The 23,831-nt window shown below is 60.2% G+C and carries 21 protein-coding genes and 2 tRNA genes; 13 read left to right on the forward strand and 10 right to left on the reverse strand.

The features are described from left to right. Positions 1-22: 22 nt before the first annotated feature. Genes murI through hemA form a run of 5 tightly spaced genes read right to left on the reverse strand, consistent with a single transcriptional unit; the run spans position 23 to position 4,748 of the window. Positions 23-814, reverse strand: coding sequence for a glutamate racemase (gene murI, locus KW839_RS14755; RefSeq protein WP_060539424.1), 792 nt, complete (start codon positions 812-814; stop codon positions 23-25). Then, complete coding sequence (locus KW839_RS14760; RefSeq protein WP_060539423.1) at positions 807-1,562, reverse strand: molybdopterin-synthase adenylyltransferase MoeB; 756 nt, start codon at positions 1,560-1,562, stop codon at positions 807-809. Before KW839_RS14760 ends, murI begins: the two co-directional genes overlap by 8 nt. Continuing rightward, positions 1,556-2,386: a peptide chain release factor N(5)-glutamine methyltransferase gene (gene prmC, locus KW839_RS14765; RefSeq protein ID WP_060539422.1), complete on the reverse strand. Its 831-nt coding sequence runs from the start codon at positions 2,384-2,386 to the stop codon at positions 1,556-1,558. Before prmC ends, KW839_RS14760 begins: the two co-directional genes overlap by 7 nt. Next, positions 2,383-3,462, reverse strand: a complete 1,080-nt coding sequence (gene prfA / locus KW839_RS14770) for a peptide chain release factor 1 (RefSeq protein WP_060539421.1) — start codon at positions 3,460-3,462, stop codon at positions 2,383-2,385. The genes prmC and prfA overlap by 4 nt, the downstream gene beginning before the upstream one ends. Next, positions 3,459-4,748, reverse strand: a complete 1,290-nt coding sequence (gene hemA, locus KW839_RS14775; RefSeq protein ID WP_060539420.1) for a glutamyl-tRNA reductase — start codon at positions 4,746-4,748, stop codon at positions 3,459-3,461. Before hemA ends, prfA begins: the two co-directional genes overlap by 4 nt. 314 nt (positions 4,749-5,062) lie before the next feature. Between hemA and KW839_RS14780 the strand changes: the two genes are divergently transcribed. The 8 genes from KW839_RS14780 (at position 5,063) to ychF (ending at position 11,977) form a co-directional block, all read left to right on the forward strand. Then, the gene (locus KW839_RS14780; protein WP_060539417.1) at positions 5,063-6,787 is read left to right on the forward strand and encodes a tetratricopeptide repeat protein; all 1,725 of its coding nucleotides are present in this window, start codon (positions 5,063-5,065) and stop codon (positions 6,785-6,787) included. Positions 6,788-6,791: 4 nt separating this feature from the next. Continuing rightward, on the forward strand, positions 6,792-7,409 hold the full coding sequence (lolB, locus tag KW839_RS14785; RefSeq protein ID WP_060539416.1) for a lipoprotein insertase outer membrane protein LolB: 618 nt from the start codon (positions 6,792-6,794) through the stop codon (positions 7,407-7,409). Between the two features lies 1 nt (position 7,410). Then, complete coding sequence (ispE, locus tag KW839_RS14790) at positions 7,411-8,262, forward strand: 4-(cytidine 5'-diphospho)-2-C-methyl-D-erythritol kinase (protein ID WP_218424719.1); 852 nt, start codon at positions 7,411-7,413, stop codon at positions 8,260-8,262. Positions 8,263-8,297: 35 nt separating this feature from the next. Further along, positions 8,298-8,372 (forward strand) — tRNA-Gln (locus KW839_RS14795). 45 nt (positions 8,373-8,417) lie between these two features. Then, positions 8,418-9,359 (forward strand): ribose-phosphate pyrophosphokinase, encoded by a 942-nt coding sequence (locus KW839_RS14800; protein ID WP_003171603.1) that lies wholly within the window; start codon positions 8,418-8,420, stop codon positions 9,357-9,359. A 141-nt stretch (positions 9,360-9,500) separates the two neighbouring features. Then, positions 9,501-10,100 (forward strand): 50S ribosomal protein L25/general stress protein Ctc, encoded by a 600-nt coding sequence (locus tag KW839_RS14805; RefSeq protein ID WP_060539414.1) that lies wholly within the window; start codon positions 9,501-9,503, stop codon positions 10,098-10,100. A gap of 169 nt (positions 10,101-10,269) precedes the next feature. Continuing rightward, positions 10,270-10,854 carry an aminoacyl-tRNA hydrolase gene (gene pth, locus KW839_RS14810; RefSeq protein ID WP_046030136.1) on the forward strand — a complete coding sequence of 195 codons (585 nt, stop codon included), beginning with the start codon at positions 10,270-10,272 and terminating at the stop codon, positions 10,852-10,854. A 22-nt stretch (positions 10,855-10,876) separates the two neighbouring features. Further along, positions 10,877-11,977, forward strand: coding sequence for a redox-regulated ATPase YchF (gene ychF / locus KW839_RS14815; protein WP_060539413.1), 1,101 nt, complete (start codon positions 10,877-10,879; stop codon positions 11,975-11,977). Positions 11,978-12,163: 186 nt separating this feature from the next. On the opposite strand, the gene KW839_RS14820 is transcribed toward ychF, so the two are convergent. Then, positions 12,164-13,375 (reverse strand): MFS transporter, encoded by a 1,212-nt coding sequence (locus KW839_RS14820; RefSeq protein ID WP_218424720.1) that lies wholly within the window; start codon positions 13,373-13,375, stop codon positions 12,164-12,166. 332 nt (positions 13,376-13,707) lie between these two features. Here KW839_RS14820 and KW839_RS14825 point away from each other — a divergent pair, with 332 nt between their 5' ends. The 3 genes from KW839_RS14825 to ggt all read left to right on the forward strand — a co-directional run bounded on the left by KW839_RS14825 (position 13,708) and on the right by ggt (position 18,160). Continuing rightward, positions 13,708-15,765 (forward strand): methyl-accepting chemotaxis protein, encoded by a 2,058-nt coding sequence (locus tag KW839_RS14825; protein WP_218424721.1) that lies wholly within the window; start codon positions 13,708-13,710, stop codon positions 15,763-15,765. A gap of 146 nt (positions 15,766-15,911) precedes the next feature. Next, positions 15,912-15,988, forward strand: a tRNA-Met gene (locus KW839_RS14830). Between the two features lie 339 nt (positions 15,989-16,327). Continuing rightward, the gene (gene ggt / locus KW839_RS14835) at positions 16,328-18,160 is read left to right on the forward strand and encodes a gamma-glutamyltransferase (protein WP_218424722.1); all 1,833 of its coding nucleotides are present in this window, start codon (positions 16,328-16,330) and stop codon (positions 18,158-18,160) included. Positions 18,161-18,285: 125 nt separating this feature from the next. Here the strand turns inward: ggt and KW839_RS14840 are convergent, their stop codons facing one another. Beyond that, positions 18,286-19,599, reverse strand: a complete 1,314-nt coding sequence (locus KW839_RS14840) for an MFS transporter (protein ID WP_218424723.1) — start codon at positions 19,597-19,599, stop codon at positions 18,286-18,288. Positions 19,600-19,799: 200 nt separating this feature from the next. Here KW839_RS14840 and KW839_RS14845 point away from each other — a divergent pair, with 200 nt between their 5' ends. After that, positions 19,800-21,218: a short-chain fatty acid transporter gene (locus KW839_RS14845; RefSeq protein WP_060539408.1), complete on the forward strand. Its 1,419-nt coding sequence runs from the start codon at positions 19,800-19,802 to the stop codon at positions 21,216-21,218. 64 nt (positions 21,219-21,282) lie between these two features. Here the strand turns inward: KW839_RS14845 and can are convergent, their stop codons facing one another. Then, a complete protein-coding gene (can, locus tag KW839_RS14850; RefSeq protein ID WP_060539407.1) occupies positions 21,283-21,927 on the reverse strand; it encodes a carbonate dehydratase in 645 nt (214 codons plus the stop codon). 168 nt (positions 21,928-22,095) lie between these two features. Between can and KW839_RS14855 the strand changes: the two genes are divergently transcribed. Next, a complete protein-coding gene (locus KW839_RS14855) occupies positions 22,096-22,500 on the forward strand; it encodes a hypothetical protein (RefSeq protein ID WP_060539406.1) in 405 nt (134 codons plus the stop codon). A gap of 53 nt (positions 22,501-22,553) precedes the next feature. Here the strand turns inward: KW839_RS14855 and rimI are convergent, their stop codons facing one another. Both rimI and KW839_RS14865 read right to left on the reverse strand, forming a co-directional pair. Further along, complete coding sequence (gene rimI / locus KW839_RS14860) at positions 22,554-23,006, reverse strand: ribosomal protein S18-alanine N-acetyltransferase (RefSeq protein WP_060539405.1); 453 nt, start codon at positions 23,004-23,006, stop codon at positions 22,554-22,556. After that, the gene (locus tag KW839_RS14865) at positions 22,999-23,751 is read right to left on the reverse strand and encodes an energy transducer TonB (protein WP_218424733.1); all 753 of its coding nucleotides are present in this window, start codon (positions 23,749-23,751) and stop codon (positions 22,999-23,001) included. The genes rimI and KW839_RS14865 overlap by 8 nt, the downstream gene beginning before the upstream one ends. Positions 23,752-23,831: the final 80 nt, after the last annotated feature.

A 23,831-nucleotide genomic window follows, 5' to 3' on the forward strand; every position in this document is an offset into this window, starting at 1 on the left:
TTTACTTTCCCCCGGAATGTGCCTACCTGTCGAAGCTACGCACAATGCCGGACGTATTCCACAGTATTGGTAAGATATTTCTGAAATGTGCCGGGTCGGCACTGGTCCAGAACTGTGCTGGACGTGCAGGTCCGTCGGCGAGCAGATCGCCCTCGCTGAGCAGGCGCTGCAACTGCCGGGCGACAGCGGCACCGGTGTCGATCAGGCTGATGTCTTCGGGGATCATCTGTTTGAGCAGCGGTTTGAGGAACGGATAATGAGTGCAGCCCAGGATCAGGGTGTCAGCGCCGGCGGCCAGCAGCGGCTCGACGTAACCGGCAAGCAACTGACGCAGGGCCGCGCTGTGCAGGTCACCGTTCTCGATCAGTTCGACCAGACCGGGACAGGGTTGGGTGATAACCCGCACATCGGTGGCAAAACGATCAAGCAACGCGGCGAACTTGGCGCTCTGCAAGGTGCCGGTGGTGGCCAGCACACCGACGACGCCGCTACGGGTCGCGGCGGCGGCCGGCTTGACCGCAGGCTCCATGCCGACGATGGGCCATTGCGGATAGTCGCGCCGCAAGTCGGCGACGCCGGCAACGGTTGCCGTATTGCAGGCCAACACCAGGGCCTTGGCACCCTGCTGTCGAAAGAAGTCAGCCATCACGCTGCAACGCTGTCGGATAAATTCCGGGGTTTTCTCGCCGTAGGGAATATTCCCGCAATCGGCGACGTACATCAGCGTCTCGCTGGGCAGTAAACGCTGGATCTCGGCCAGTACCGAGAGCCCGCCGACGCCGGAGTCGAACACGCCGATCGGCGCTTCACGCATGTTTCGACCCACAGACGCTGCAGCCCGGATCTCGCTTGACCCGTAGCTCTCGAAAGCGCGTGCCCAGTGCGTCGATCAGCAACAGGCGCCCCACCAGCGGCTCGCCGAAACCGGCCAGCAACTTCAACGCTTCCAGGGCTTGCAGGCTGCCGACCAGCCCCACCAGCGGCCCGACCACGCCTGCTTCGCTGCAGGTCAATTCGGCTTCACTGCCATGCCCATACAAACAGTGGTAGCACGGACTTTCCTCGCGACGCGGGTCAAACACCGACAACTGCCCTTCAAGGCGAATCGCCGCACCACTGACCAGCGGTTTGCGTGCCGCCACGCAAGCGGCGTTGACCGCTTCGCGGGTGGAGAAATTGTCGGAACAGTCGAGGACCAGATCCACGCCAGCCACGACAGCGGCCAGGGAGTCTTCGTCGAGTGCCGCACGATGGGCGATCAAGCCGATTTCGGGGTTGATCGCGCTCAGGCGCTTGATCGCCGAATCGACCTTGCTCATGCCGACGCTGTCGGTATCGTGAATGATCTGGCGCTGCAGGTTGGTCAGGTCGACGCTATCGAAGTCCGCCAGATGCAACTCACCCACTCCGGCGGCAGCCAGGTACAACGCCACTGGCGCGCCCAGGCCACCCAGCCCGACGATCAGCACGCGGCTTTCCTTGAGTCGCAACTGACCGTCGATGTCGATGTGTTGCAGCAGAATCTGCCGACTGTAGCGCAGCAATTCCTGATCATTCAGCACGGCAGGCGCCCCAGACTGATGCGTTGGTGACCGCCCAGATCGGTGCGGCTGTGGACCTCTTCAAAACCGCGGCTCTGCAGCAAGTCGCGCACTGCCCCGGCTTGATCGTAACCGTGTTCGAGCATCAGCCAGCCTCCGGTTTCAAGGTGATCCGGGGCCTGGGCGACGATCAGACGCAAATCGTCGAGCCCGTCGACGCCCGCCACCAGGGCGCTGGCCGGTTCGAAGCGCACATCACCTTCCACCAGATGAGGATCGGCAGACGCAATGTACGGCGGATTACTGATGATCAATTGAAAACGCTGGCCCACCAGGGCGCTGAACCAGTGACTGCTCAACACCGTAGCGTTGGTCAGGTGCAGACGCTGGCGATTGCGCTCGGCCAGGGCGACAGCTTCCAGCACCCGGTCCACGGCAGTGACTTTCCACGCCGGTCGCTCGCTGGCCAGGGCCAGGGCAATCGCGCCGCTGCCGGTGCCAAGGTCGAGCACTTTGGCGGGGGTGGCCGGCAACAGTTCCAGTGCGGCTTCCACCAGCAGTTCGGTGTCGGGACGCGGGATCAGCGTATGTGGCGCCACTTCCAGATCGAGCTTCCAGAAACCTTGTTGCCCGAGGATGTAGGCCACCGGTTCGCCGCCACGACGACGCTGCAGGTACTCGGCAAACGTCAGCGCAGCCTCGCTCGGGACGATGCGTTCGGGCCAGGTGTGCAGGAAACTGCGGGACTTGCCCAGTGCCGCGGCCAACAACAGTTCGGCATCCAGGCGCGCCGTGGGCGAGTCGGGCAAATCGGCAGCGCGCAACAAGCTGGCAATGATCGTCATTCTATTGCCGCCAACTGATCGGCCTGGTACTCGGCCAGCAACGGTTCGATCACCGCATCAACTCCGCCGGCGAGGATTTCGTCGAGGGAATACAGCGTCAGGTTGACCCGGTGATCGGTGACCCGGCCCTGGGCAAAGTTGTAGGTGCGGATACGCTCGGAGCGGTCACCGGAACCGACCAGCAACTTGCGCTCGCTGGCAATCGCGTTGGCGGCGGCACTGGTCTGCTGGTCGTTGAGTTTGGCCGACAGCCAGGACATCGCCCGGGCACGGTTCTTGTGCTGCGAACGCTCTTCCTGGCACTCGACCACGATACCGGACGGCAAGTGGGTGATGCGGATCGCCGAATCGGTCTTGTTGACGTGCTGGCCGCCAGCACCGGAGGAGCGATAAGTGTCGATCCGCAAGTCTGCCGGATTGATCTCGATGGCTTCCTGTTCATCCGGCTCGGGCAGCACCGCCACGGTGCAGGCCGAGGTATGGATGCGCCCTTGGGACTCCGTCGCCGGAACCCGTTGCACGCGATGCGCGCCGGACTCGAATTTCAGCTTGCCGTAGACGTTATCGCCTTCAACCCGGGCGATGACTTCTTTATAGCCGCCGTGCTCACCCTCGTTCTCCGAGAGGATTTCCACGCGCCAGCCGCGACGCTCGGCATAACGCGAATACATGCGAAACAGGTCACCGGAGAAAATCGCCGCCTCGTCACCGCCAGTACCGGCGCGGATTTCGAGAAACACGTTGCGCCCGTCATTCGGATCCTTGGGCAGCAGCAGGCGTTGCAGATCGGCTTCCAGAGTGACCAACTGCTCCTTGGCCTCGCGGACTTCTTCCACGGCCATTTCGCGCATGTCCGGGTCGCTGTCCTTGAGCAGTGCCTGGGCACCTTCGAGGTCGCTCTGCACTTTGAGCAGCTGTTTATAGGCAGCCACAATCGGTTCGACTTCCGCGTATTCCTTGGAATAGGCGCGGAATTTATTCTGATCGGAAATGACCTCGCCATCGCCAAGCAAGGCGGTCAGTTCCTCGAAACGGTCCTGGAGGATGTCCAGCTTATTGAGCAGTGACGCTTTCATTGCGGTTTTTTATCCGAAAAGCTATCCGATGGGCCCTCACCGAGGGCAAAGAGTTCCTGGGCCATCGCCAGCGCATCCAGGCGACCTTCGGCAGAGAGCTTTTTCAACTGCACGCTCGGTGCGTGCAACAGTTTATTGGTCAGGCCGCGAGCCAGTTGCACCAGCACCTCTTCGGCGCTGCTGCCGTTGGCCAGCAGGCGCTGGGCCTTTTGCAGCTCTTCGTCGCGCAGGCGTTCGCTCTGTTGACGATAGGCCTTGAGCACGTCCACCGCTGCCAATTCGCGCAGGCGGACCATGAAATCTTCGGCACCGACCGCGACCATCTCTTCCGCCGCCTGGGCTGCGCCCTGACGACTTTTGAGATTCTCGGCGACCACTTCATGGAGGTCGTCGACGCTATAGAGGTAAACGTCGTCCAGCTCGCCGACTTCTGGCTCGATGTCGCGCGGTACGGCGATATCGACCATGAAAATCGGTTTGTGCTTGCGCAATTTCAAGGCACTTTCCACCGCGCCCTTGCCCAGAATCGGCAGCTGGCTGGCGGTAGAACTGATGACGATGTCGCTGCGCACCAGCTCCGCCGGAATGTCCGACAGCAGTACCGCATGGGCACCGAACTGCTCGGCCAAGGTGCTCGCGCGCTCCAGGGTACGGTTGGCGACCACGATGCGCTTTACGCCAAGGTCATGCAGATGACGGGCAACCAGGGTGATGGTCTCACCGGCGCCGATCAACAGGGCCTGACTGCGCTGCAGGTCGCTGAAAATCTGTTTTGCCAGGCTGACGGCGGCAAACGCCACGGACACCGGGTTTTCGCCGATGGCGGTATCGGTGCGCACCTGCTTGGCCGCATTGAAGGTGGCCTGGAACAGCCGCCCGAGCAATGGCCCGATGGTGCCGGCCTCGCGGGCGACGGCATAGGCCGACTTCATCTGGCCGAGAATCTGCGGCTCACCCAGCACCAGCGAATCGAGCCCGGAGGCCACCCGCATCATGTGACGAACTGCCGCATCATCTTCGTGCACATAGGCGCTTTCGCGCAGCTCTTCGAAGCTCAACTTATGATATTCGGCCAACCAGCGCAGCACGATATCTGCCGACAGGTGATCCTGTTCTATATAAAGTTCACTGCGATTGCAGGTGGAGAGGATCGCAGCTTCGCGGCTGTCGGTGAGTCGGCAGAGCTGCTGCAGGGCCTCAACCAGCTGCTCAGGGGTAAAAGCCACGCGCTCGCGGACGTCTACTGAAGCAGTCTTGTGGTTAATACCGAGTGCAAGGAAGGCCATTCAAAGTCGCTGATGGTGACGTGAAGCCGGCAATTGTCCTACTTCGACACATGGAGAACAACTACTCGATATCTATTGCCCCGGTAGACGACTCCCTGGTTTGCGAGCGGTTCTCGTTTACCTGCCCCCCTATAGGAGCTGGCTTGCAAGCGATGAACTGACAGGCCCCGCGCTTTTACCGTAAAAACACCCCTTCTCTAACGACTATCGCCGGCAAGCCGGCTCCTACACATTGGAAAATGCCGGGGCGGTTATGTTTGGCCGAAAGCTTGTGTCATGATGATCCGACCGCAGGTTAGTCGTCCTCCTCTTATATGAATAGATCCTCCGCGTTGCTCCTCGCTTTTGTCTTCCTCAGCGGCTGCCAGGCTTTGGCACCCGTGGCGCCGGACGGTGCTGCGCCGGTAGAAGACAGCACCCCGGTCCCTGAAAAGCCCAAGGTCTATAGCTCGTTCAGCGCAGATACCGTCTTCAGCCTGCTAAGCGCGGAACTGGCTGGCCAGCGCAATCGTTACGACCTGGCTTTGGACAACTATGTGACCCAAGCCATCAACACCCAGGACCCGGGCATCTCCGAGCGGGCATTTCGCATTGCCGAGTACCTGGGCGCCGATCAGCCCGCCCTGGACACTGCACTGATCTGGGCGAAAAACGCCCCGGATGACCTTGAGGCGCAACGGGCCGCAGCCGTGCAACTGGCGCGTGCGGGGCGCTATGACGAGTCCATGGTCTACATGGAGAAAGTCCTGCAAGGCAAGGGCGACACCCACTTCGATTTCCTTGCGCTGTCTGCGGCCGACACCGACCAGGACACCCGCAACGGATTGATGAAAAGTTTCGACAATTTGTTGCTGCGCCACCCGAACAACAGTCAGCTGATTTTCGGCAAGGCATTGCTGATGCAACAGGACGGTGACCCCAAGGGTGCGCTGGCCCTGCTGGAAGACCATCCACCCGAAGACGACGAAATCGCGCCGATCCTGTTGCGTGCACGCCTGCTGCAATCCCTGGATCGCGGCGACGAAGCCCTGCCGCTACTGAAAAAAAGCATCAAGAAGTATCCGGACGACAAGCGCCTGCGCCTGACTTATGCGCGCATGCTGGTTGAGCAGGACCGCATGGATGACGCCAAGGTCGAGTTCTCGAGCCTGGTCCAGCAGTATCCGGAGGACGACGATTTGCGTTACTCCCTGGCACTGGTCTGCCTGGAAGCCAAGGCCTGGGACGAGGCCAAGGGCTATTTGCAAGACTTGATCGCGCGGGACAGCCACGTCGACTCGGCGCATTTGAATCTCGGTCGAATCGCCGAGGAACGCAATGACCCGCAGGGCGCACTGATCGAGTACGACCAGGTCGGCCCAGGCAACGATTTCCTCCCGGCGCAATTGCGCCAGGCCGATATCCTCATGAACAACGGCAAGACCGCCCAAGCCCAAAGCAAGCTGGCGGCAGAGCGCGAGGAACAGCCCGATTACGCGATCCAGCTGTACCTGATCGAAGCCGAAACCCTGTCTGCCAACAACCAGGGCGACAAGGCCTGGAAAGTCCTGGAACAAGCCCTGCAACAATACCCGGATGATTTGAACCTGCTTTACACCCGAGCCATGCAGGCGGAAAAGCGCAATGATCTGGCACAAATGGAAAAAGACCTGCGCCTGATCATCAAGCGCGACCCGGACAATGCCATGGCGTTGAACGCCCTCGGCTATACCCTGTCTGACCGTACGACCCGTTATGCCGAAGCGAAAGCCTTGATCGAACAGGCACACCGGATCACTCCGGAAGACCCGGCGGTACTCGACAGCCTTGGCTGGGTGAATTACCGCATGGGCAATCTTGACGAAGCCGAACGCCTGCTGCGCCAAGCCCTGGAACGCTTCCCCGACCAGGAAGTCGCCGCTCACCTGGGTGAAGTCCTGTGGGCCAACGGCAAACAGCGCGAAGCCAGGCAAATATGGGGCAAATTCCTCAAGGACCAGCCTGACAGCCCTGCGCTACGCAGCACCATCAAACGCCTGACCGGATCAGAGACTCTTTAAAATCATGTTTTTGCGCCACATTATCGTTTTCAGCTTCATCGCCCTGCTCGCCGGTTGCGCGGGTTTCGGTGCCCGTGAATCGGTCGAGGGTCATGGTAACCCCGCCCAATGGCGCGAGCACAAAGACCAACTTGCGGGCCTTGATGGCTGGCAGATCGACGGCAAGATCGGCATTCGCGCGCCCAAGGATTCAGGCAGCGGCACGCTGTTCTGGCTGCAGCGCCAGGATTACTACGACATCCGCCTTTCCGGCCCGCTGGGTCGTGGCGCGGCTCGACTGACCGGACGCCCGGGCAAGGTTTCGCTGGAAGTTGCCAACCAGGGCCGCTATGAGGCTGCGACCCCGGAAGTCCTGCTCGAAGAACAGATGGGCTGGAAGCTGCCGGTGTCCAACCTGGCCTGGTGGGTCCGCGGACTTCCCGCGCCTGACAGCAAGAGTCGCCTGACCCTGGATGCCGACAGTCGCCTGGCCGGCCTGGAACAGGATGGCTGGAAGGTGGAATACACCCAATACACTCAGCTCAATGGTTACTGGCTGCCCGAGCGGATCAAGCTGCACGGCACCGATCTTGACGTCACCCTGGTGATCAAGACCTGGCAACCGCGCAAACTGGGGCAATGACATGCCGGACAATCGACTGATTCTGCCCTCTCCGGCAAAACTCAATTTGATGCTGCACATCACCGGTCGCCGTGAAGACGGCTATCACGAATTGCAGACGCTGTTTCAGTTCCTCGATTACGGCGACGAAATCACCTACGCCCTGCGCGATGACGGCGTCATTCACCTGCACACCGAGTTCGAAGGCGTCCCCCACGACAGCAATCTGATCGTCAAGGCCGCGAAAAAAATTCAGGAACAATCCGGGTGTGCGCTGGGTGTCGATATCTGGATCGAGAAAATCCTGCCCATGGGCGGCGGCATCGGTGGCGGCAGCTCGAATGCCGCTACGACATTGCTCGGACTGAACCATCTATGGCAACTGGGTTGGGATGAGGATCGATTGGCCGCCCTGGGGTTGACCCTCGGCGCCGACGTCCCGGTTTTCGTGCGTGGCCACGCCGCTTTCGCCGAAGGTATCGGGGAGAAACTGACCCCTGTCGACCCGGAAGAACCGTGGTATCTGGTGCTGGTACCGCAAGTATCTGTAAGTACGGCAGAAATTTTTTCCGATCCGTTGTTGACACGTAACTCGCCGCCCATTAAAGTGCGCCCCGTTCCCAAGGGAAACAGTCGAAATGACTGCTTGCCGGTGGTAACAAGGCGTTATCCAGAGGTACGTAACGCTTTGAATTTGTTAGGTAAATTTACCGAAGCAAAACTCACCGGAACTGGAAGTTGTGTGTTTGGGGGCTTCCCAAGCAAAGCTGAAGCTGATAAAGTCTCGGCCCTTCTTACAGAGACCCTTACAGGGTTTGTAGCAAAAGGAAGCAACATTTCGATGTTGCATCGCAAGCTGCAAGGTCTGCTCTAAGGAACCGATTACTGGGTAATCGTTGCAACAGATACAGGGGCGTCGCCAAGCGGTAAGGCAGCAGGTTTTGATCCTGCCATGCGTTGGTTCGAATCCAGCCGCCCCTGCCATTTTCTATACTCATCCAGGTTACCCTCAGCCTCTAGGTACTGCGCGTGTCCAAGATGATGGTCTTTACGGGGAACGCTAACCCCGATCTGGCTCGGCGTGTCGTACGTCAGCTGCATATCCCTCTCGGTGACATTTCTGTCGGTAAGTTTTCCGACGGCGAAATTACAGCCGAGATCAATGAAAACGTCCGCGGTAAAGACGTCTTCATTATCCAGCCGACTTGCGCTCCGACCAACGATAACCTGATGGAACTGGTAGTGATGGCTGATGCCTTCCGCCGCTCCTCGGCTACTCGTATTACTGCTGTTATTCCTTACTTTGGTTATGCCCGTCAGGATCGCCGTCCGCGTTCCGCACGTGTGGCTATCAGCGCGAAAGTCGTGGCTGACATGCTTACCGTAGTCGGCATCGACCGTGTTCTCACGGTTGATCTGCATGCTGACCAGATTCAGGGTTTCTTCGATATTCCGGTAGATAACATCTACGGCTCCCCGGTTCTGGTGGATGACATTGAAGATCAGCGCTTCGAAAACCTGATGATCGTGTCCCCGGACATTGGTGGCGTCGTGCGTGCACGTGCTGTTGCCAAATCCCTGGGCGTGGATCTCGGTATCATCGACAAACGCCGTGAGAAAGCCAATCACTCTGAAGTGATGCATATCATCGGTGATGTCGAAGGGCGTACCTGTATTCTTGTCGATGACATGGTCGATACCGCCGGCACACTGTGCCACGCGGCCAAGGCCTTGAAAGAGCATGGCGCTGCCAAGGTTTTCGCCTACTGCACGCACCCTGTGCTGTCGGGTCGGGCGATCGAAAACATCGAAAATTCCGTGCTGGACGAGCTGGTGGTAACCAATACCATCCCGCTGTCCGCTGCAGCACAAGCCTGTGCGCGTATCCGTCAACTGGATATCGCACCGGTAGTTGCCGAGGCGGTTCGCCGCATCAGCAATGAAGAATCGATCAGCGCGATGTTCCGCTAAGGGCCCTGCCCTTCTCGAACCTCTCGTTGACGAAAAGCGCCCCGCCCCGGCATTCCTGTCGGGGCGGGGCTTTTTTGCCCATATCGCCTTTAGCGCTGGTCGCAAACGCTGGGGCGAATGTGGTTATTTTGGAGATACAACATGAACGATTTTACCCTGAATGCTGAAGTGCGTTCCGACCTGGGGAAAGGTGCGAGCCGCCGCCTGCGTCGTCTCGCAAGCCTGGTTCCAGCTGTAGTTTACGGTGGCGAAAAAGCCCCTGAATCCATCAGCATGCTGGCCAAAGAAGTTGCCAAACTGCTCGAAAACGAAGCGGCTTACAGCCACATCATCGAGCTGAACGTTGGTGGCACCAAGCAAAACGTCGTAATCAAAGCCCTGCAGCGTCACCCGGCCAAAGGCCACGTGATGCACGCTGACTTCGTACGCGTAGTAGCTGGCCAGAAACTGACCGCTATCGTTCCAGTGCACTTCATCAACGAAGAAGCACCGACCAAGAAAGGCGGCGAAATCTCGCACGTTACTTCGGAAATCGAAGTTTCCTGCCTGCCGAAAGACCTGCCTGAGTTCATCGAAGTCGACCTGGCTAACGCCGAAATCGGTTCGATCATTCACCTGTCTGACCTCAAAGCCCCTAAAGGCGTTGAGTTTGTTGCTCTGGCTCACGGTGACGACAAGGCTGTTGCCAACGTTCACGCTCCACGTGTTGCTCCAGAAGCTGCAGAAGGCGCTGCAGAGTAATTCACTCTGCACGCTGGAGTGATCAAGTAACATCGCGGACTGGAACGTAGCGAGAAAGCGGGCGAGAACGCGGAGTTTACATAATGGTAAATGAGCAACTTTCGTCCACTTTCGCCGCACACCCAGATTGCGGCGATGTTATCCACCACTCCAAGGAAGGGCCCCTATCGTGACTGCCATAAAACTGATCGTTGGCCTGGGTAATCCAGGCGCTGAATACGAACAGACCCGGCATAACGCAGGGGCCCTTTTTGTTGAGCGCATCGCGAACGCACAAGGTGTGAACCTTGTGGCGGACCGCAAGTATTTCGGCCTGACCGGGCGCTATTCGCATCAGGGTCAGGATGTTCGTCTGCTGATTCCCACCACGTATATGAACCGTAGCGGCCAAGCCGTAGCGGCTCTCGCCGGGTTCTTCCGCATCAAGCCTGAAGAAATCCTCGTGGCGCACGACGAACTCGATCTGCCTCCGGGCGTCGCCAAGCTCAAACAGGGCGGCGGCCATGGCGGTCACAACGGGTTGCGCGACATCATTGCGCAATTGGGCAATCAGAATACCTTTCATCGCCTGCGGCTTGGCATTGGCCACCCGGGCGTTGCCAGTATGGTTTCAAACTTCGTCCTGGGTCGTGCGCCACGCGCCGAACAGGAAAAACTCGATGCCAGCATCGACTTTGCCCTCGGCGTGCTGCCGGATATCCTCGCCGGTGAATGGAACCGCGCGATGAAAAACCTGCACAGCCAGAAGGCCTGACTCTAATCCGAGGGGATACACCATGGGATTCAATTGCGGCATCGTCGGCCTGCCTAACGTCGGCAAGTCCACCCTGTTCAACGCCCTGACCAAATCCGGGATCGCGGCCGAGAACTTCCCCTTCTGCACCATCGAACCCAACAGCGGTATCGTGCCGATGCCGGATCCGCGTCTGGATGCCCTGGCAGCCATCGTCAATCCAAAGCGCATCCTGCCGACCACCATGGAATTCGTCGACATCGCTGGCCTGGTCGCCGGCGCATCGAAAGGTGAAGGCCTGGGCAACAAGTTCCTGGCCAACATCCGTGAAACCGATGCCATCGCCCACGTGGTCCGCTGCTTCGAAGACGAGAACGTGATTCACGTCTCCAACAGCGTCGACCCTAAACGCGACATCGAGATCATCGACCTGGAACTGATCTTCGCCGACCTCGACAGCTGCGAGAAGCAACTGCAGAAAGTCGCGCGCAACGCCAAGGGCGGCGACAAGGACGCAGTGGTCCAGAAAGGCCTGCTGGAGCAACTGATCGCGCACTTCACCGAAGGCAAGCCGGCGCGCAGCCTGATGAAGAACATGGGTGCCGACGAGAAAGCGGTGATCAAGGGCTTCCACCTGCTGACCACCAAGCCGGTGATGTACATCGCCAACGTCGCTGAAGACGGTTTCGAGAACAACCCGCACCTGGATGTGGTTCGCGCCATCGCCGAAGAAGAAGGCGCCATGGTGGTTCCGGTCTGCAACAAGATTGAAGCGGAAATCGCCGAGCTCGACGACGGTGAAGAGAAAGACATGTTCCTCGAAGCCCTGGGCCTCGAAGAGCCTGGCCTTAACCGCGTGATCCGCGCCGGTTACGAAATGCTGCACCTGCAGACCTACTTCACTGCCGGTGTCGAAGAAGTCCGTGCCTGGACCGTCCGCGTGGGTGCTACCGCACCACAAGCCGCTGGCGTGATCCACACCGACTTCGAAAAAGGCTTCATCCGCGCCGAAGTGATCGCCTACAACGACTTCATCCAGTACAAGGGTGAAGCCGGTACCAAGGAAGCCGGTAAATGGCGCCTGGAAGGCAAGGACTACATCGTCAAAGACGGCGACGTGATGCACTTCCGCTTCAACGTGTAAAACATCGCTCAAGAAAAAGCCGCGTTTGATACGCGGCTTTTTTGTGCCTGGAATATTTGCCCGCAACACCACCAACTCATTGTGGGAGCGGGCTTGCTCGCGAAGGCGGTGTGTCAGTAAGAGTTATACCAACTGACACACCGCCTTCGCGAGCAAGCCCGCTCCCACAGGGGGATTTTTGTTGGGTCAGGTCTTTTTGGTACGCGGCAGGAAAATCGCCAAAATCCCCAACAACGGCAAGAACGAGCACAAGTAGTACACGTACTCGATGCCATGAATATCCGCCAGATACCCGAGCAACGCCGCGCCAATCCCGCCAAAGCCGAACATCAGGCCGAAGAACACCCCGGCAATCATCCCGACATTGCCCGGCACCAGCTCCTGGGCGTACACCACGATCGCCGAGAACGCCGAAGCGAGAATGAAGCCAATGACCACGCTGAGGATACTGGTCCAGAACAGGTCGACATGGGGCAGCAGCAAGGTGAACGGCGCAACGCCGAGAATCGAGAACCAGATCACTGCCTTGCGCCCGATCTTGTCGCCGATCGGTCCGCCAAAGAATGTCCCCGCCGCTACCGCACCCAGGAAAAGGAACAGATGAAGCTGCGAACTGGCCACTGACAGGTCGAACTTCTCGATCAGGTAGAAAGTGAAGTAACTGGTGAGGCTGGACATGTAGAAATACTTGGAGAACACCAGCAGCCCGAGCACCACCAGCGCGCTGATCACTCTTCCCCTGGACAGGCCGTGAGTCGCCGCCTGACCCTGCTTGAGCTTGAACAGGTTCAAGTGATTGGCGTACCAGCGGCTGATGCGATAGAGCACGAACAGCGCAAACACCGCGAACAGACCGAACCAGGCCACGTTGCCTTGGCCGTAGGGAATGATGATCGCCGCCGCCAGCAATGGACCGAATGCCGAGCCGGCATTGCCGCCAACCTGGAAAGTCGATTGCGCCAGCCCGTAGCGCCCGCCCGAGGCCAGTCGCGCCACGCGAGAAGCTTCCGGGTGAAAGGTCGAAGAACCGATTCCGATCAAGCCCGCCGCCAGCAGGATCAGGGCAAAGCTGCCGACAATCGACATCATTACAATCCCGACCAGCGTGCAGACGGTACCTGCCGGTAACAGCCACGGCTTGGGATGGCGATCGGTGTGATAGCCGACCCACGGCTGCAGCAGTGAGGCCGTCAGCTGAAAGGTCAGAGTGATCAGGCCGACCTGGGTGAACGTCAGGCCATAGTTGGCCTTGAGCATCGGGTAGATCGACGGCAGCACCGACTGAATCAGGTCGTTGATCAAGTGCGCCAGCGCTACCGCGCCGATGATGCGCATGACCAGGGGACTGCTTTGGGAAGTGGCCGGCGCTGAACCGGTCTGGACGTTGCTGATAGCCATGAGAGTTTCCGTACAACAGATGGGTGCAAACGGGCAGGAGCGACAATGTGCCATTTTTCCCCGTGGCAGCGCCATCCCCTTAGCCAGCTAACGAACTTGAATATCACTTCGAGGTAACTAGTGGCGCAAAGCCATGGTCTGAATCTTGCCTTGTTTGTCTGCTTGAACGCGGCCCCTCACAAAGGGGACCGAGAATGGGAAGTTTCGCTACAGAGTCGGCCCACAGAGCTGGCGCGGGTGAACTTTCGAGGCCTATTACAAGGGCACAGGTCGAGCGCGCGACAGCCTCGATGCACGCAGATGGTGCGTGGTGTCCAGAGGAGTCTTGGGGCATGCAGGCTTTTTTATCACCGGGGATCAGATTACTGGGGCGTTTTGGCTTCGCTCGAAAATTTCAGCTGTTGTTTCTGTTGTTTATCCTGCCGCTGGCCGGCAGCCTGTGGATGATCGGTCTGGACTATCGCGACAAGCTGAGCCTGATCGCCGGTGAACGGGCCGGCGTGCGTCAGTTGCTCGCCCTCGATGCGCTCGACAATCTGCTGGCCGCCCAGCGTGACCGTGCTGCCCGTTGGCGCGCGACGGAAACCAATCGACAACCAACGCCAGCCACCCTCGCCGCCATGGCTGCGTTCGATGCAGTGCAGCCGGCGGTCACCCAGGCCAATTCACAGCTGGGCAACGCCCTGCAAAAAGAAGGCGCCGAAGGCGAAACCCTGGTCCGCTATCAAGCCCTGCAAAGCACCCTCAACGGCCTCGACTCAAAAAGCCTGGGCAACGTCGGCTGGTGGCCGGACGGCTACGATCGCTTCACCAAGGCCATGAGCGCCCTGCACGCCTTGCGCGAGCAGATCGCCATGGACAATCGCCTGACCCTGGCGCCGTGGCTGGAAACGTATCTGCTGACGCAGATCTCCACCCAGCACGCACCGGATCTGATCGAACGGGTCGGCCAACTGGCGGCAGTAGGTCAGGCGTCGGTGGTATCGGGACAATTCACCCTGCAGAGCCGACTGCAACTGCGTGATTTGCGCAGCCGCATCGGTGATGCCCGGGAGCAGATGGTTAAAACCGCTAGCGTGCTCGAAGCACGGCTGCCCAGCGAGCTGCAAACCTGGGCCGGACAATACAGTGACAGCCTCAAACACCTCGACACAGGCCTCAAGGTTCTGGATGACGGAGTGTTCGGCGCCAGCATCACTCTGAGACCGGAAGAGTTCGAGCGCAGTCTGGACGCCCTGCTCGCCGACCTCGCTGCTTTGCGCCTGCAATCACTGGAGTCGCTGGATCAACGCCTGAACTACTACCACGACTCGGCCATCCGCCAGTTCACGATGGTCGCGAGCGTGTTCAGCCTCCTGCTACTGGCCGCGCTTTACCTGTTCACCTGCTTGCAGTCTTCGATCCGCCGCAGTGCCAGCGGAATCACCGTGCTTGCCGAGGCCTTGCGCGACGGCAATCTGAGCGTGCAGGTAGCGGTTCAGGGCCGGGATGAGCTTGCAGTGATCAGCACTGCGCTGAATGTCGCCGTGGTGCAGCTACGCGCCAGCCTGCAGGGGGTCGATCACGAGACCCTGCAATTGAGCAACGCAGTACAGACCCTCAATCATCATTCCAGTGGTGCCTTGGGTGAAGTCGAAGCCCAGCAATTGCAGATCAGCCAGATCGCCGCAGCAGCAACGCAACTGGCCGCGACCTCCCAAGGGGTGGCTCACAGTTGCGAACAGGCCTCTGACAGCGCCCAGCACACCCGACGCATTGCCACCGACAGCAGCCGTGACAGCCAGCGCACCACCGCGAGCATCCAGCAACTCAATCACCGCCTGAACGAGACGGCAGCGGCATTGGGCCGGGTCAGTGAGCAGGGGCAGCAGATCCAACTGGTGGTCGATACCATTCGCGGCGTTGCCGAGCAGACCAACCTGCTGGCACTCAACGCCGCCATCGAGGCAGCCCGTGCCGGTGAACAAGGGCGCGGCTTTGCGGTAGTGGCCGATGAAGTACGCAGCCTGTCGCAGCGCACCCAGTCTTCGACCGCGCAAATCGCCGGCACGGTCGACAGCTTGCGCAGTACGGTGAACGAAGCCGTCAGCCTGATGGAAGCTGCCTGCGGCCAGGCAGAGTCCGATGCCCACGCGGTCACAGGCCTGGGCGAACGGCTTGGGGAAATTGCCAGCGCCGTGCAAAGCGTCACCGATACCCTGGCGCAAATCGCCACGGCAGTGGAAGAACAGGCCTGTACCGCCGACGAGGTCAGCAGCAATATCCAGCAGGTCGACCAAGCCGCGGTGCGCTTGCTCGAAGGGGCTCGTGCGGTGAACCGGACAGCGGATACCTTGAGTCATGGCAGCAAGGCACTGAGCGACAACACCGGGCGATTCCGTTTGAGTTGAAACGAGTGTCCCGCTCTCCGATCGCCGCTTTCGCTGCTTTCGCCGCTGCTCAGGGGCAGATTTTGATAAACAATTGAAAGCGCAGAGAAATATTTTAGATTTATGCTTGACGCATCCCCGTTACCGGTGAATAATGCGCGCCACTTGGCTACATAGCTCAGTTGGTTAGAGCATAGCATTCATAATGCTGGGGTCCGGGGTTCAAGTCCCTGTGTAGCCACCAAGTACTAAAAACGGCTTACCGAAAGGTAGGCCGTTTTTTTATGCCTGCTGTTTATGCCTGCTGTTTATGCCGACTGTAGGAGCGAGCCTGCTCGCGATGGTCGTTAACGAATACGTGTGTTAGCTGGTTAAACGCGGCGCTCTTGAGCCCATCGCGAGCAGGCTCGCTCCTACACCGCCGGCAACGCCCGATCCCAGATCTGTCAGGTACGCAACCAAACCCTTGTGAAACCCCGTCGCCGCCACCGGAATTCTCTGACGGCTTCTGCGCCGGTTTGCACCCCTCCCTTTCGACCGATACAGTCCAGTGATCCTTTATCCAACGGACGGAGTGCCCCGCGTGTTCTCAGCCCTGCATTTGAGCCGCTTTCGCCTGTCAGCCCTGGCATTGATCGCCAGTGCACTGACGCTTGCCGCATGCCAGAACGCTTCGGCGCCGACTTTACCGTCCGCACCGGAAAGCGCCTCCGGTTACCGCACCGACCTGCGCACCCGCCACGCGGAGAAATACATGGCGGCAGCGGCCAACCCGTTGGCGGCCGAGGCTGGCCGGGAGATGTTGCGTCGGGGTGGTTCGGCCATCGATGCGGCGATTGCGATGCAGGCTGTGTTGACCCTGGTCGAACCGCAATCTTCGGGCATTGGCGGCGGCGCACTGATCGTCCTCTGGGACGGAAAGTCCGTGCGCACCTACGATGGCCGCGAAACCGCACCGGCTGGCGCCACCGAGAAGCTTTTCCTGCAAGCCAACGGGCAACCGATGGAGTTTACCCGGGCGCAGATCGGCGGCCGCTCGGTGGGCACGCCAGGGGTCTTGCGCGCCCTGGAGCTGGCCCATCGAAAACACGGGCGCCTGCCTTGGGCGCAATTGTTTGAACCGGCGATCAAACTCGCCAGGCAAGGCTTTGCCATTTCCCCACGCCTGCATCGATTAATTGCTGCAGACTCGTCCTTACGGCGTTCGCCGGAGATGGCGGCGTATTTCCTGAACGCCGATGGCAGCCCCAAGGCAGTCGGCACCAATCTGCAGAACCCGGCGCTGGCCGCGGTGCTCAAACGTATCGCCAACGAAGGTCCAGATGCCTTGTACACCGGCCCGGTCGCCGAGGAAATCGTGGCCAAGGTGCAGGGCCACGCCAACCCTGGCAGTCTTTCCCTGAACGATCTCAGCCGCTACCAGGCGAAGGAACGCGCACCTCTGTGCACCGATTACAAACGCTGGCAGGTTTGTGGCATGCCACCACCATCTTCAGGCGGGATCGCCTTGGCGCAGATCCTCGGCGCGCTGCAGGCCCTGGAGACTCGCGACAGGCATCTGGCCCTTGCAGCGCTGAAACCGGTCAAAACCAGCGCACCTGCCGGTAGCGAACCTGCACCTGAAGCCGTGCACCTGATCTCTGAAGCCGAGCGCCTGGCCTATGCCGACCGTGCGCAGTACGTGGCCGACTCCGACTACGTACCCGTTCCGGTCAAAGGCCTGATCGACCCGACCTACCTGGCCAGTCGCGCCGCCCTGATCGGCGAACGCAGCATGGGCACCGCCCGCCCCGGTACCCCGCCTGGCATTCAGGTGGCCTACGCGCCGGATCGCTCGCCTCTGCGCATTTCCACGTCGCAGGTGGTAGCCGTCGATGACGCCGGCGGTGCCGTGTCCATGACCACCACCATCGAATCGGCGTTCGGCTCGCACCTGATGGTGCAGGGCTTTCTGCTCAACAACGAACTGACTGACTTCTCGTTCATCCCCGAAGAAAACGGGCAGAAAGTCGCCAACCGCGTCGAGCCCGGCAAACGCCCCCGCTCGTCCATGGCGCCGACCCTGGTCTTCGATCGCCAGAGCGGTGAATTCCTCGCCACCATCGGATCGCCCGGCGGTTCGCAGATCATCGAGTACGTCGCCAAATCCACCATCGGCCTGCTCGACTGGAACCTGGATGCGCAAGCCGCCATCAACCTGCCCAACTTCGGCAGCCGCAACGGCCCGACTGAACTGGAGCTCGGTCAGTTCAGCCCGGGGCTGATTCAGGCGCTCAAAGACAAGGGGCACGTCGTGACCGAGATCGACATGACCAGCGGCACCCAGGCGATCGTTCGGCTGAAGGATGCCCAAGGCAAGGCGTCGCTGACGGGGGGCGCCGATCCCCGGCGTGAGGGACAGGCGTTAGGGGATTGAGTCGTATGCACGAACGAGAAAGGGCTTACCGGATGGCAGGCCCTTTTTTATGCAGGCCAAATCCTCATGGATTCTCCCACGGGCAACGATCACCGTCCCCGCCTCCGCCGCCACGGCCCCTTCACTCACACCACGCCGGTAGCCGGACATCCGGCGACGCTTGGGATTCGGTTTGCGAAGTAAACCGCGCTACCCGCACCCACCGCGCCCATCACTGCGCAGAACATCACGCAGATCCACGGACTCCATGGCATCAGACCAATGAGCAACAGCGGCGTAATGCTCGCCCAGGCGGCATAGGCGATGTTGTAGGTAAATGAAATGCCCGAGACCCGAATCCGCGCAGGGAACAGGCTGACCATCACCGAAGGCACCGCGCCGACTACCCCGCAAGCGAGCCCGGCCACCGCATAGGCTAGCCCGATCCAGTCACTGCCGAGAATCAGGCTGCAATAAAGTACGCCGATGCCCAGCGGCAGCAACAGGCTGTACAGCATCACGGTGCGCCAGGCGCCGATACGATCGACCAGCAACCCGGCGAGTACACAACCGATATTGAGAAACACGATGCCCAAGGCACTCAGGGCAAAGGTGTGGCTGGCGGTCATGCCAAAGGTTTTCTGCATCATGGTTGGAGTGATGACCACGAATACCACCACTGCCGAGGTCAGGACGCAGGTGAGGATCATGGCCGGTAATACGGCCAGGCGATGCTCACGCAAGACCGTACGCAGTGGCAACTCACCGGCCGCCTCGCGCCGCGCCTGCATGGCCATGAACACCGGGGTTTCGCTGAGCCAGCGACGCAACCAGACACCGATCACGCCGAATACGCCGCCCAGCAGGAATGGATAGCGCCAGGCGTAATCGAGAATTTGCTCCGGGGTAAATGCCTGCGCCAGAAAGGTCGCGGTCAATGCGCCGATCAGGTAGCCGAAGGTCAGCCCCGCCTGCAAAAAGCCCAGGGCATAACCGCGATGCCCCGCCGGCGCATGCTCGGCCACGAACACCCACGCACTCGGGACTTCACCACCCACAGCCGCCCCCTGCAAGATGCGCAGGAGCAACAGCAACAACGGTGCGAAATAGCCGATTTGCGCATAGGTCGGCATGATGCCGATCAACAGGCAGGGCAGCGCCATCATCAGGATGCTCAGGCTGAAGACTTTCTTGCGCCCCAACCGGTCGGCGAAATGCGCCATCAGAATGCCGCCCAATGGCCGCGCCAGATAACCGGTGACGAAAATCCCGAAGCTTTGCAGCAGGCGCAGCCATTCGGGCATTTCCGGGGGGAAGAACAACTGGCTGAGAGTGAGCGCGAAAAACACGAAAATGATGAAGTCGTAGATTTCCAGCGCCCCGCCGAGGGCGGCGAGCCCCAAGGTCTTGTAGTCCGAGCGGTTGAACGGCGCCGGGCGCGAGTCGGTGTTGGCAGTCATGAAAAGAACTCTGGTGCGGGCAATAAACCAAGGCGCCCATGGTCTACGCAAAAGCGCCCATGGACAACCCGTTAGACCAAAGTCCCATAGCCACAAAACAGCCCCGCAAAAAAACTCGGGTTGAATTAAGGTTGGCGCCTTTCCAGACGGGCCTCACTCGCCCGAAGACCACAACAAACATAACAATACGAGGTACCCCCGTGGCCGCTGATATCGAAGATACCCGCTCTGCCCGCTTTGCCCTGCGCTGTTCAGGTTTTGCCGAACGCTGGTTCCCCGACTCCTGGGTGTTTGCCGCGCTGGCAGTGATTATCGTCGTCGTGGCTACCCTGGCCATGGGCGCCAAACCCACCGATGCCGCCGTGGCCTTCGGTGACGGCTTCTGGAGCCTGATTCCGTTCACCATGCAAATGGCTTTCGTGGTGATCGGTGGCTACGTGGTCGCGAGCTCACCACCTGCTGTGAAGCTGATCGACCGCCTGGCGAGGATCCCGAAAAACGGCCGTTCCGCCGTGGCTTGGGTGGCGGTGATATCCATGGTCGCGTCGTTGCTGAACTGGGGCCTGTCGCTGGTATTCGGCGGCTTGCTGGTGCGCGCCCTGGCCCGCCGTACCGACCTTAAAATGGACTACCGCGCCGCCGGTGCCGCTGTCTACCTGGGTCTCGGCGCAGTCTGGGCCCTGGGCCTGTCGTCGTCCGCAGCGCAATTGCAGGCCAACCCGGCCAGCCTGCCGCCGTCGATCCTGGCGATCACCGGTGTAATCCCATTCACCGAGACAATCTTTCTCTGGCAGTCCGGCGTGATGTTGCTGACCTTGATCATCGTTTCCGTGATCGTTGCCTACGCCACCGCCCCTGGCCCGAACACCGCACGAGACGCCAGCGCCTGCGGAGTGGACCCGAGCTTCAGCCTGCCACCGCTGCAACCGCGCACCCGACCCGGTGAATGGCTGGAATACAGTCCGCTTCTGATCATTCTGCTGGTGCTGCTGGCCGCCGGATGGCTGTTCCACGAGTTCTCGGTCAAACCGGCAATCACCGCGATTTCCGGGCTCAACACCTACAACTTCCTGTTCATCATGGTCGGCGCCCTGCTGCACTGGCGTCCGCGCAGCTTCCTTGATGCCGTATCCCGTGCAGTGCCAACTACCACGGGCGTGCTGATCCAGTTCCCGCTGTACGGCTCCATCGCCGCGCTGATGACCACGGTCAAAGGTGCCGATGCGCAGACCCTGGCCCATCACATCTCGACCTTTTTCGTCAGCATCGCGTCCCATGACACTTATGCACTGCTGATGGGCGTGTACTCGGCGATCCTCGGCTTCTTCATTCCGTCCGGCGGCGGCAAATGGATCATCGAAGCGCCGTATGTGATGCAAGTGGCGAACGACCTGAACTACCACCTGGGCTGGGCCGTACAGATCTACAACGCCGCAGAAGCCCTGCCCAACCTGATCAACCCGTTCTACATGCTGCCATTGCTGGGCGTGCTGGGGTTGAAGGCGCGGGACCTGATCGGTTTCTCGTTCGTACAGTTGCTGGTGCACACACCGCTGGTGCTGGTGTTGCTGTGGGCGCTGGGGACGACACTGACGTATACCCCGCCGGTGATGCCGTAAGCGAAAGCTGATTGCACCTGCTGCGCGCGGGTGCAATCAGTCTTTGATCAGAAGTTTGTAAGCCTTACTGCGCCTCGACCGGGCGCAGACGGTACTGCGGCGGCAGTTGCTCGAAGCCGCTGATGGTGGTGTTCAGGCTTTTCCAGCGACCGTCCTTGATGCCGTAGATGCAACCGTGGATCGACAGGCTCTGCCCGCGATGCCAGGCATTTTGCACAATGCTGGTATGGGCGACGTTGGCCACTTGCTGGATCACGTTGAGTTCGCAGAGGCGGTCGACCTGCTCCTCTTCGGTGGCCAGTTTGGCGAGCTCTTCGCGCTTTTCGTAGTAGAGATCGCGGATCGAACGCAGCCAGCCGTCGATCAGGCCGAACTGGCGATCCTGCATCGAAGCACGCACGCCGCCGCAACCATAGTGACCGGTCACGAGGATGTGTTTGACCTTGAGCACATCAACCGCGTACTGAATCACCGACAGGCAATTGAGGTCGGTGTGCAGCACCACGTTGGCCACATTGCGGTGTACGAACAGATCGCCCGGCAGCATGCCGACGATCTCGTTGGCCGGCACCCGGGCGTCGGAACAACCGATCCACAGGAATTCCGGAGTCTGTTGGCGGGCCAGCTTGGCGAAGAAGTCAGGATCTTCCTTAGTGATTGCGTCAGCCCAGCGCTCGTTGTTATCAATCAGATCTTGTAATTCGTTCATGGGATGTAGCCTCGTGAATGATGCGCAGCTTTGACAGACAACCGTCCGTCGGGGTCACGTGCGTGAGTGGAAAATGTCCCTGATTTCTATCTCGGCTCCACGCCGGTGGAATTCTCATGAGTACGGTGGGTCCACCCTTGTAAGGCCCACAGTATATGAGGAATTGCCATGACTGATTCACGACGTCCATACGATGCGGTGCAACCTGAGCCCATCGATGACAACGAAGATCGCATGGGTTCGATGCATGAGCTGGATTTTGACGAAGAAGAACCCAGCGCCAGGATCGGTGATGAATTGCCAGAGGGCGAGCGTGAGCAGCTTATGCCCCGCCAGCGCGTTATTGAAGCCGGCATGACCGGTGCCTCGACCGATGACCATGAACCCACCGATGACGACATGAGCCCGCAAACCCTGATCCGCGAAGACGGGGCGCGAGATGCCCGTGAAGCAGGCGAAGATGGTCGGGCCGATTGGGACTTGAGCGTGGTTGATGAAGACGATATCGGCGGAGGTAACGGGCTGGATGAGGCGGAGATGGCGCAGCGGGATCCGCTTGATCGCAAGCGTTGATTGTTGGCACCCGTGAGGGCGTCATCGCGGGCGAGCCCGCGATGCTTTCTGGTTCAATCCACCAAGGTACAGGCCATCACCACCGCATCTTCGCGCCCGCCCACCGCCGGATAGTAATCACGGCGCCGACCGATCTCATTGAAACCATATCGCTCATACAGTTTGAACGCCGCGGTATTGCTGTCACGCACTTCCAGAAAGCACTCCCGCGCATCGGCCTTGTAGGCAATCGCCATCAGATGTTCAAGCAAGGTCAGCCCCAGGCCACGTCCCTGGTTTTCCGGCTTGACGGTAATGTTCAGCAGATGTGCCTCATCGAGGATGATCTGCACCACCCCGTGCCCCACCTGCTGCTGGCCTTCGAACATCAGCCAGATCTGATACTTGCCCAGGCCGTCGAGGAATATCCCGCGGGTCCAGGGATGGCTATACGCCGCGTACTCGATTTTCAGCACGGGCTCCAGGTCCGCCTCGGTCATCGGGCGGAACGATACAGCGTCACTCATTCGATTCTTTCCAGCGCGCCATCAGCCGACGCATGGCTTGCCAGACATCAGCCTTACGCTGTGGCTCTTCCATTAATGATTCCAGGCCAGGCAACGCCCACGCCGAGCCCAGCCCTTCGATTTGCAACTCGCGGTTGAACGCCTCGGCATCCGCCTCACCGGCAAACCGTACCGCGGGCAGGCCGATCAACCACAGACAGACACAGGGTGACTCTTCCATTCGCACGCTAAGGAAGCCTTGCACAAAATCACGGGCCGCTTCCGGCCCTTGATCCATCGAGCCCCGGGCCAGCAGGGGCCAGCGCACCGGCTCGCCAACGATTTGCGGGCTGTCCGGCAGGCCGGCTGCGCGCAGCATGTCTTTGAGCAGCAGGTAAGCCGGATCGCGGGTCTGGAAGGATTCGCCTGTGGGTAACTCCACCAGCAGCAGGCAGCGGCCGGCCCGCAGCAATTGCAGGGCAAAACGGGGAGGCGGCACCACCGGCGCCTTGACCACGACCGGGGCCAGCTCTTCTTCAGGCTTGGCGCCCGTGCGCGTGCTGGCCAGTGAAGGACGAGGCACTTCGATCTTCGCCCGCTCAATTGGCGCGGCAGTCGGCTCGGCGGCTGTTTTGGCCACAGGCACAGGCGTCGCTGCAGGAGTCAGCGGCACGACGACCAGCGGCTCTGGTATCTCAAGCAGCTCGGGCCGCGACGGTGCAGCAAAGGGCAATTCGGTGCGCGGCAGCCAATTGACCACCTGCATGGCGGCCAGATAAGCGCGACGACGGGACTCGATAAGCAAAGGTCGGCCACTTGTGGATAACTGATAGTGCGCCGATTCTA

The organism is Pseudomonas sp. PDM31 (assembly GCF_019218965.1).
Classification (GTDB): Bacteria; Pseudomonadota; Gammaproteobacteria; order Pseudomonadales; family Pseudomonadaceae; genus Aquipseudomonas.

Excerpts from the sequence above, each read along its gene's own strand:
- ispE (WP_218424719.1), top strand. The coding sequence starts at position 7,411 with ATGCCGGACAATCGACTGATTCTGCCCTCTCCGGCAAAACTCAATTTG.
- murI (WP_060539424.1), bottom strand. The coding sequence starts at position 814 with ATGCGTGAAGCGCCGATCGGCGTGTTCGACTCCGGCGTCGGCGGGCTC.
- KW839_RS14820 (WP_218424720.1), bottom strand. The coding sequence starts at position 13,375 with ATGGCTATCAGCAACGTCCAGACCGGTTCAGCGCCGGCCACTTCCCAA.
- lolB (WP_060539416.1), top strand. The coding sequence starts at position 6,792 with ATGTTTTTGCGCCACATTATCGTTTTCAGCTTCATCGCCCTGCTCGCC.
- KW839_RS14865 (WP_218424733.1), bottom strand. The coding sequence starts at position 23,751 with ATGCAGGTGGTCAATTGGCTGCCGCGCACCGAATTGCCCTTTGCTGCA.
- KW839_RS14805 (WP_060539414.1), top strand. The coding sequence starts at position 9,501 with ATGAACGATTTTACCCTGAATGCTGAAGTGCGTTCCGACCTGGGGAAA.
- KW839_RS14825 (WP_218424721.1), top strand. The coding sequence starts at position 13,708 with ATGCAGGCTTTTTTATCACCGGGGATCAGATTACTGGGGCGTTTTGGC.
- prmC (WP_060539422.1), bottom strand. The coding sequence starts at position 2,386 with ATGACGATCATTGCCAGCTTGTTGCGCGCTGCCGATTTGCCCGACTCG.
- KW839_RS14855 (WP_060539406.1), top strand. The coding sequence starts at position 22,096 with ATGACTGATTCACGACGTCCATACGATGCGGTGCAACCTGAGCCCATC.
- ychF (WP_060539413.1), top strand. The coding sequence starts at position 10,877 with ATGGGATTCAATTGCGGCATCGTCGGCCTGCCTAACGTCGGCAAGTCC.
- rimI (WP_060539405.1), bottom strand. The coding sequence starts at position 23,006 with ATGAGTGACGCTGTATCGTTCCGCCCGATGACCGAGGCGGACCTGGAG.
- prfA (WP_060539421.1), bottom strand. The coding sequence starts at position 3,462 with ATGAAAGCGTCACTGCTCAATAAGCTGGACATCCTCCAGGACCGTTTC.
- can (WP_060539407.1), bottom strand. The coding sequence starts at position 21,927 with ATGAACGAATTACAAGATCTGATTGATAACAACGAGCGCTGGGCTGAC.
- KW839_RS14840 (WP_218424723.1), bottom strand. The coding sequence starts at position 19,599 with ATGACTGCCAACACCGACTCGCGCCCGGCGCCGTTCAACCGCTCGGAC.
- hemA (WP_060539420.1), bottom strand. The coding sequence starts at position 4,748 with ATGGCCTTCCTTGCACTCGGTATTAACCACAAGACTGCTTCAGTAGAC.
- KW839_RS14780 (WP_060539417.1), top strand. The coding sequence starts at position 5,063 with ATGAATAGATCCTCCGCGTTGCTCCTCGCTTTTGTCTTCCTCAGCGGC.